Source organism: Butyrivibrio sp. DSM 10294 (assembly GCF_028539135.1).
Classification (GTDB): Bacteria; Bacillota; Clostridia; order Lachnospirales; family Lachnospiraceae; genus Butyrivibrio.
This window is the reverse complement of sequence record NZ_JANSWL010000078.1, coordinates 135,479-142,377: the sequence shown is the minus strand read 5'-3', so window position 1 is coordinate 142,377 and position 6,899 is coordinate 135,479. Positions and strand designations below refer to the sequence as shown.

General features: G+C 46.6%; 9 protein-coding genes. All 9 read left to right on the top strand.

Features of this window, described 5'->3' with window-relative positions; genetic code table 11:
• Positions 1-265: 265 nt before the first annotated feature.
• The 9 genes from NXH67_RS11410 (at position 266) to NXH67_RS11370 (ending at position 6,894) form a co-directional block, all read left to right on the top strand.
• Positions 266-775 carry a CarD family transcriptional regulator gene (locus NXH67_RS11410; protein WP_022777013.1) on the top strand — a complete coding sequence of 170 codons (510 nt, stop codon included), beginning with the start codon at positions 266-268 and terminating at the stop codon, positions 773-775.
• Between the two features lie 75 nt (positions 776-850).
• A complete protein-coding gene (locus NXH67_RS11405; protein ID WP_272797448.1) occupies positions 851-2,059 on the top strand; it encodes an alanyl-tRNA editing protein in 1,209 nt (402 codons plus the stop codon).
• A 32-nt stretch (positions 2,060-2,091) separates the two neighbouring features.
• Positions 2,092-2,814, top strand: coding sequence for an AzlC family ABC transporter permease (locus NXH67_RS11400; protein ID WP_022777015.1), 723 nt, complete (start codon positions 2,092-2,094; stop codon positions 2,812-2,814).
• Positions 2,807-3,118, top strand: a complete 312-nt coding sequence (locus NXH67_RS11395; RefSeq protein ID WP_022777016.1) for an AzlD domain-containing protein — start codon at positions 2,807-2,809, stop codon at positions 3,116-3,118. Before NXH67_RS11400 ends, NXH67_RS11395 begins: the two co-directional genes overlap by 8 nt.
• Before the next feature lie 43 nt (positions 3,119-3,161).
• Positions 3,162-3,629, top strand: a complete 468-nt coding sequence (gene ispF, locus NXH67_RS11390) for a 2-C-methyl-D-erythritol 2,4-cyclodiphosphate synthase (RefSeq protein WP_022777017.1) — start codon at positions 3,162-3,164, stop codon at positions 3,627-3,629.
• Positions 3,630-3,660: 31 nt separating this feature from the next.
• The gene (cysS, locus tag NXH67_RS11385) at positions 3,661-5,085 is read left to right on the top strand and encodes a cysteine--tRNA ligase (RefSeq protein WP_272797447.1); all 1,425 of its coding nucleotides are present in this window, start codon (positions 3,661-3,663) and stop codon (positions 5,083-5,085) included.
• Positions 5,070-5,510, top strand: a complete 441-nt coding sequence (locus NXH67_RS11380; RefSeq protein ID WP_022777019.1) for a Mini-ribonuclease 3 — start codon at positions 5,070-5,072, stop codon at positions 5,508-5,510. The genes cysS and NXH67_RS11380 overlap by 16 nt, the downstream gene beginning before the upstream one ends.
• 11 nt (positions 5,511-5,521) lie before the next feature.
• Positions 5,522-6,277, top strand: coding sequence for a 23S rRNA (guanosine(2251)-2'-O)-methyltransferase RlmB (gene rlmB, locus NXH67_RS11375; RefSeq protein WP_022777020.1), 756 nt, complete (start codon positions 5,522-5,524; stop codon positions 6,275-6,277).
• Entirely contained in the window at positions 6,277-6,894 is a 618-nt protein-coding gene (locus tag NXH67_RS11370; RefSeq protein WP_022777021.1) for a sigma-70 family RNA polymerase sigma factor, read from the top strand. Before rlmB ends, NXH67_RS11370 begins: the two co-directional genes overlap by 1 nt.
• The last annotated feature ends 5 nt before the right edge of the window (positions 6,895-6,899 follow it).

Below are 6,899 nucleotides of genomic sequence, written 5' to 3'. Positions count from 1 at the left end.
TACAATGTGCAGAGTTATCATGCTTGGTGAAACCAGAGTGGAGCATTTCAACGTCATTACTGCATCGGACTATTGGACACAAAAAAGTCACAAAATTTAACCGATTAATCTATTACAAAAATTGTAATATCGTGCTATAATTAACGCATTGAGAGAAGACGTGAACTGTGGGGGCAGTATCTCTTCAGGTCACGCCTTTTTTGTCCCTTGACATGAAAGCGCTTTCACAATTAGTCGTTTTGGTTTCATTGTAAGGAGGAACACAATGTTGAATATTGGAGAGTGCGTTATTTACGGTAATCATGGTTTATGCAAGGTGCGGGAGATCCTCGTACCGTCGTTTCTTGAGAGGGGAAAAGAGAAACAGTATTACATGATGATTTCCGCAGTTGATGCCGGAAGCGTTCTTTATGTTCCTGTAGAGGGCGCCGAGGATAAGGTACGTGAGGTCATTTGCGCTGATGATGCCGAGGGATTATTGGATGATATTGAGGATATCGAAGAGGCAGTACTGCCTGAGGGCAAGAAGGCTGAACCCGTTATTCAGGATATCATTAAGAGGAATGAAACGGAAGAGATGATGGGACTTGTTAAGGCACTTCGCAGGATCAAGGCTGGTCGCGAGGCTGCAGGCAAGAAGTTTGCCGCTCTTAACGAGAAGTATCTGTCAATTTCAGAGAAGCTCCTCTATACTGAGCTTGCGTTCTCACTGGAAGTCGAGAAGGATGATATCAAGGAACGTGTCCTTGATGAGTTCGCTGAGCTCTTCGTTTAACTTGGGTAATAAGGCATAACTAAAGAGACTACCTTCGGGTAGCCTCTTTTTTGTGGTTGTGATAGAATAACATCTATGGAAAAAACAGAAGAATTGTATTACACAAGTGCATATATCAGTGAGTTTTCCGCTCAGGTTCTTACCTGTGAGGAAAAAGAAAATGGCAAATACGCTGTGGTTCTGGACAGGACAGCATTTTTTCCGGAGCAGGGCGGCCAGAGTTCTGATATCGGAACATTGATGGATGACGCAGGCGCTGAATACAGTGTTACCCACGTCTCCATCCGCAGAGATGATAATGGGGACCAGATAATCAGCCATATACTGGACAAGGACCTGCCCGTCGGAGCAAAGGTGATGGGTAAGATTGACTGGAACCATCGCTTCAGCAACATGCAGCAGCACACCGGAGAGCACATTTTTTCCGGCGTTGTGAATTCGCAGTATGGATATAACAATGTGGGCTTCCACCTGAGTGACAATGAAGTTACCATGGACTATGACGGCGTTCTCACCGAGGAAGATATCGTTAAGATAGAGAATACAGTCAATGAAGCCATTTGGCAGAATATTGAAGTTATCACGGAGTTTCCCGATTCTGAGAAGCTCTCCTCAATAGATTACAGAAGTAAAAAAGAGCTGGAAGGAGATGTTCGTATCGTTACCATTCCGGGCTACGATGTTTGCGCCTGTTGTGCGCCCCATGTGGCAAGGACCGGTGAGATCGGCATTCTCAAGGTGGTGAGCCTTCAGAACTACAAGGGCGGCGTAAGAGTCAGCATCCTCTGCGGCAAAAGAGCATTGGAATACCTTCGTGGCCAGCATGAGACGGTCAAGAAGCTGTCGGGTATGCTTACTACATCGGATGACAAGGTTATAGCGTCAGTTGAGAGGGCCTTTGAGAACAACAGGAATCTCAAGGCGCAGCTGGCAAGGGCCGGAGAGGAGCTCATGGAATATGAGTTATCACGGATACCTGCAGATCGGACAGACGTTTTTGTTGTAAAAGCTACCGATATCGACGGAAATCTCATGAGGAAAACAGTCAATTCCCTTGCAGAGGTACATAGCGGTGTATGCGGCTTTTTTGCAGCAGCCGGAGCTGGATATAAATATATCATTGCATCAGGGAGCGACAACAAGGACCTTAAGATGCTTCAGGGGATTCTTAAGGAGAGACTTGGCGCCAAGGGCGGTGGCAGCAGCGCCATGATCCAGGGCAGTATCGCTGACGGCTCAGGTCTTAGTGAAGAAATCCTGTATGAACTGATTTCGGCTCTGTAAACGGTACTTGGATAAATGAGGATTATGAAAAAATGAAAGTTGGCAGCATAGATGAGTTTAAGCAGGGGTGCAAACACGCTGTTCCCGTATGTCTTGGGTATCTGGCGGTTTCCTTTGCCTTTGGAATAGAGGCCTCCAAGATAGGTATGACAACATTTCAGGCGGCCATGACTTCACTTCTTAATGTTACAAGCGCAGGGCAGTTCTCAGCCCTGGAAGTTATTGCCAGAAACGGAAGCTTTGTGGAACTGGCTGTTTTGCAGTTTATCATCAATCTGAGATATATGCTGATGTCCACTGCTCTGTCACAGAAGCTTAAACCGGAGGTTTCCGTGGGACACAGGCTTGCGATTTCTTACGGAGTTACGGATGAGATATTTGCCCTCAGCTTTTTCAGAAAAGGAGAGTTGTATCCGCTGTATTCCTATGGACTTATAGTTACTTCTGTGTTGGGCTGGGTTACGGGAACAATACTTGGCTCTGTTGCGGGACAGCTCCTTCCGGAGCGCCTTATCAGCTGTCTGGGACTTGCGATTTACGGTATGTTCATTGCGATCATCATACCCGACACCAGGAAGAGCAGGGCGCTTTTGACCGTTGTTGTCAGTGCGATGCTGCTTAGCACCATTTTTACTTATGCACCTGTCCTTAAGCTTATTTCCGGAGGCTTCAGGATCATAATAGTTACTGTTGTAGTCGCAGCCCTTGCGGCTCTGATATGTCCGAGACAGGATGAGGAGGGCAGCGATGAATAAGATATATCTGTATATTATCTTGATGGCGGTGGTAACTTATCTTATAAGAGCCCTTCCGCTTACACTTATCAGGAAGAACATTAAGAGCCGTTTCATCAGATCTTTTTTGTTCTATGTGCCCTATGCGACACTTGCGGCGATGACATTTCCTGCTATACTTAGTGCAACCGACTATCTTGCTTCTTCGCTTGCGGGATTTGCGGTGGCGCTGATACTTGCTTTTAACAAAAGGAGCCTTCTTACCGTTGCGGGCTGTGCCTGTGCTGCGGCCTTCGTGGTGGAGATTTTCCTGAGAATGGCCTGATATTTAATTGTTTCATGTAGTTGTTTAATATAGGAGATTTGCAATGAGAATAGGAATGGGATATGATGTTCATCGCCTTGTGGAAGGAAGAGACCTTATCATGGGAGGCGTTAAGATTCCCTATGAGAAGGGGCTTCTTGGACATTCAGACGCAGATGTTCTTTTACATGCTATAATGGATTCTCTTCTGGGAGCGGCGGCTCTCGGAGATATAGGCAAGCACTTCCCTGACACGGACCCTAAGTACAAGGGTGCAGATTCCATGGCGCTTCTTCGTGAGGTGGGAAACATGTTGACTTCGGAGGGTTTCCATGTTGAGAACATTGATGCTACAATAATAGCGCAGGCACCCAAGATGAGACCTCATATAGACACCATGAGACAGAATATTGCGGATGCCCTGGGCATTGAAATTACAAGGGTCAACGTCAAGGCCACAACGGAAGAGGGCCTTGGTTTTACCGGCACAGGAGAGGGAATTTCCTCCCAGTCGATTTGTCTTTTGTCATGAAAAAAATAATTATGAATAGGAGCACATAATAATGGCGGCCAACTTCAAATTTTACAATACTTTATCAAGAACCGTAGAGGACTTTGTTCCAAGAACCGAGGGTGAGGTATCAATGTACACCTGCGGTCCCACGGTTTATCACTATGCACACATAGGAAATATCAGAACCTACATTATGCAGGACGTTCTTATCAAGTCCCTTGAGTATGCGGGCTACAAGGTTAAGCGTGTCATGAACATCACAGATGTGGGACATCTTTCTTCTGACGCAGATACCGGCGAGGACAAGATGGTTGCGGGAGCAAAGAGAGAGCACAAGACAGTTATGGAGATTGCCAAGTTCTACACAGATGCTTTCTTCAAGGATTTCGATGCTGTTGGCAACAAGCGCCCGGATATCGTCGAGCCTGCCACCAACTGCATACCCGAGTTTATTCATATGATAGAGGTTCTTCTTGAGAAGGGCTATGCCTATGTGGCCGGCGGCAATGTATATTTTGACACAAGCAAACTGGATGATTATTACGTATTTTCTTCAGCTGTTGAAAAAGAGCAGCTGGAAGTAGGCGTTAGAGATGACGTGGAAGAGGACGCCAACAAGAAGAACAAGACCGACTTTGTTCTCTGGTTCACCAAGTCCAAGTTCGAGGATCAGGCCCTTAAGTGGGACAGCCCCTGGGGCGTCGGATATCCCGGATGGCACATTGAGTGCTCCTGCATCTCCATGAAGCATCTTGGTGAATTTATCGATATCCACTGCGGCGGCGTTGACAATATTTTCCCTCATCACACCAATGAGATTGCACAGTCTGAGAGCTATCTCGGACATGAGTGGTGCAAATACTGGTTCCATTCCAATCACCTTAATGACCAGTCCGGCAAGATGAGTAAGTCCAAGGGAGCCATCCTTACTGTTTCACTTCTTAAGGAAAAGGGCTATGATCCCCTTGTATACAGATTCTTCTGCCTGCAGTCCCATTACCGCAAGCCTCTTGTATTTTCTTTTGAGGCGCTGGATCAGGCAGCGGGAGCATTTAATAAGCTGGTTAAGAGAATTGCGGAGCTTAAGGAAGATGGCGCAGTTGACACATCAGTAGTGTCTAAATATGAGGACGACTTCAGAGATGCTGTCTCCGGAGATCTTAATACTGCTATGGCCATCACACTCCTTTATGATGTACTTAAGGCTGATACCAATGATGCCACCAAGCTTGCCCTTGTAGAGAACTTTGATAAGGTTCTTTCTCTTGATCTTATCGCACATGCCAAGGCATCCAAGGAAGAGGTTTCCGTGGATCCTGAGCTTGAGGCATTCATTCTTGATGCTATTGAGAGAAGAGCAACTGCCAAGAAGGCCAAGGATTTTGCAACCGCTGATGCCATCAGACAGGAGCTTCTTGATAAGGGTGTTGAGATAAAGGATACTCGTGAGGGAGTTAAATGGAACTTGATCTGAACGCATTTTTAAATGAAAAATTTGACATAAAGCCACAGGATATCAGAACCTATTCGCCGCTTACACTGGCCTATATAGGGGATGCGATATTTGATGTGATAGTAAGGTCCATCCTTGTTAACAAGGGTAACACCGCCGTCAATAATCTCCACAAGAGAGCCAGCGGCGTTGTTAAGGCCCAGTCACAGGCGGCCATAGTCAAGGCTCTTATGGATGACGTTTTTACCCGGGAAGAGATTGATATCTACAAAAGGGGGCGTAATTCCAAGCCCCACACCAAGGCCAAGAATGCCAGCACCATGGACTACCTGGTGGCCACAGGCTTTGAAGCTGTTATTGGATATCTGTATCTTACCGGCAATATGGACAGGGCCTGCGAGATCGTAAGGCTTGGTCTTGAGCGTACCGGCGCCGATATATTGTAAAGAGGATTATTATGAGTAATGAAGAGAATTTTGAGAGCAGAATAATTGAAGGTCGTAATGCTGTTATTGAGGCCTTTCGTTCAGGTAAGCCCGTGGACAGACTCTTTGTCCTTGAGGGCTGCAAGGACGGTCCCATACAGACCATCCTTCGTGAGGCCAAGAAGCACAAGGATACAGTTGTAAGCTTTGTGAAAAAAGAGAGACTGGATCAGCTCTCCGAGACCGGCAAGCACCAGGGCGTTCTGGCCTATGCCGCAGCTTATGAGTACGCTGAGGTGGAGGATATTCTGGAGAAGGCCAAGGAAAAGGGCGAGGATCCCTTTGTTATCATTCTTGATAACATCGAAGATCCCCACAACCTTGGAGCTATCATCAGAACAGCCAATCTGGCAGGGGCTCACGGAGTTATTATCCCCAAGCACAGAGCGGCTTCCCTTACAGCCACAGTTGCCAAGGCTTCCGCAGGTGCTATCAATTACACACCTGTTGCCAAGGTTACCAATATCGCCCAGACCATAGAGGAACTCAAGGACAAGGGCCTTTGGTTTGTCTGCGCCGACATGGGCGGTACCAAGATGTACGACCTTAATCTTAAGGGACCTATCGGTCTTGTTATCGGCAATGAGGGCAGCGGAGTAGGAAGACTTGTCAAGGAGAAATGCGACATGATAGCTTCCATTCCCATGAAAGGCGACATAGATTCCCTCAATGCTTCAGTTGCTGCAGGTGTACTTGCTTTTGAAATCGTAAGACAGAGAATGAACTGATGGATGACAGAAGATACAAGGATGAGTCCGACGAGCAGCTTATAGTCAGGATACATGACGGGAACGAGCCGGATATCATCGACTATATTATGAATAAGTACAAGAACCTTGTTAGGAAAAAAGCGGGTTCCATGTATATCCTGGGAGCTGACAGGGACGACCTTATTCAGGAGGGAATGATAGGACTGTTTAAGGCCATAAGGGACTATGACATCGGAAGAGATGCCAATTTTCTTACCTTCGCTGACCTGTGCGTGTCAAGGCAGATGTATTCTGCGATCCAGGCATCAGCCAGAAAGAAGCACGGTCCCTTAAACAGCTATATCTCCATTTATGCCAAGAGAGAGGATTCCGACACCGATGCCGAGTTTTCCCTGGAGGACATACTTGAGTCCAATCCCAGCTTTATTCCCGAGGAGCACCTTATAGAGCAGGAGAATCTCAAGGCTCTGGAAGAGGCTATAGACAAGGAACTCAGTCCCCTTGAGATGCAGGTTCTTGATCTCTATGTAACGGGAATGAGTATCAAAAAAATCTCTGCAGTACTTGGCAGGGACGAGAAGTCCACCGACAACGCAATGCAGAGAATAAGACATAAGTTAAAAAAATATCTGTGATCAGA

What these genes read in the sequence shown, in the direction of transcription:
- NXH67_RS11410 (WP_022777013.1), top strand. Translation starts at nt 266, where the DNA reads ATGTTGAATATTGGAGAGTGCGTTATTTACGGTAATCATGGTTTATGC.
- NXH67_RS11405 (WP_272797448.1), top strand. Translation starts at nt 851, where the DNA reads ATGGAAAAAACAGAAGAATTGTATTACACAAGTGCATATATCAGTGAG.
- NXH67_RS11400 (WP_022777015.1), top strand. Translation starts at nt 2,092, where the DNA reads ATGAAAGTTGGCAGCATAGATGAGTTTAAGCAGGGGTGCAAACACGCT.
- NXH67_RS11395 (WP_022777016.1), top strand. Translation starts at nt 2,807, where the DNA reads ATGAATAAGATATATCTGTATATTATCTTGATGGCGGTGGTAACTTAT.
- ispF (WP_022777017.1), top strand. Translation starts at nt 3,162, where the DNA reads ATGAGAATAGGAATGGGATATGATGTTCATCGCCTTGTGGAAGGAAGA.
- cysS (WP_272797447.1), top strand. Translation starts at nt 3,661, where the DNA reads ATGGCGGCCAACTTCAAATTTTACAATACTTTATCAAGAACCGTAGAG.
- NXH67_RS11380 (WP_022777019.1), top strand. Translation starts at nt 5,070, where the DNA reads ATGGAACTTGATCTGAACGCATTTTTAAATGAAAAATTTGACATAAAG.
- rlmB (WP_022777020.1), top strand. Translation starts at nt 5,522, where the DNA reads ATGAGTAATGAAGAGAATTTTGAGAGCAGAATAATTGAAGGTCGTAAT.
- NXH67_RS11370 (WP_022777021.1), top strand. Translation starts at nt 6,277, where the DNA reads ATGGATGACAGAAGATACAAGGATGAGTCCGACGAGCAGCTTATAGTC.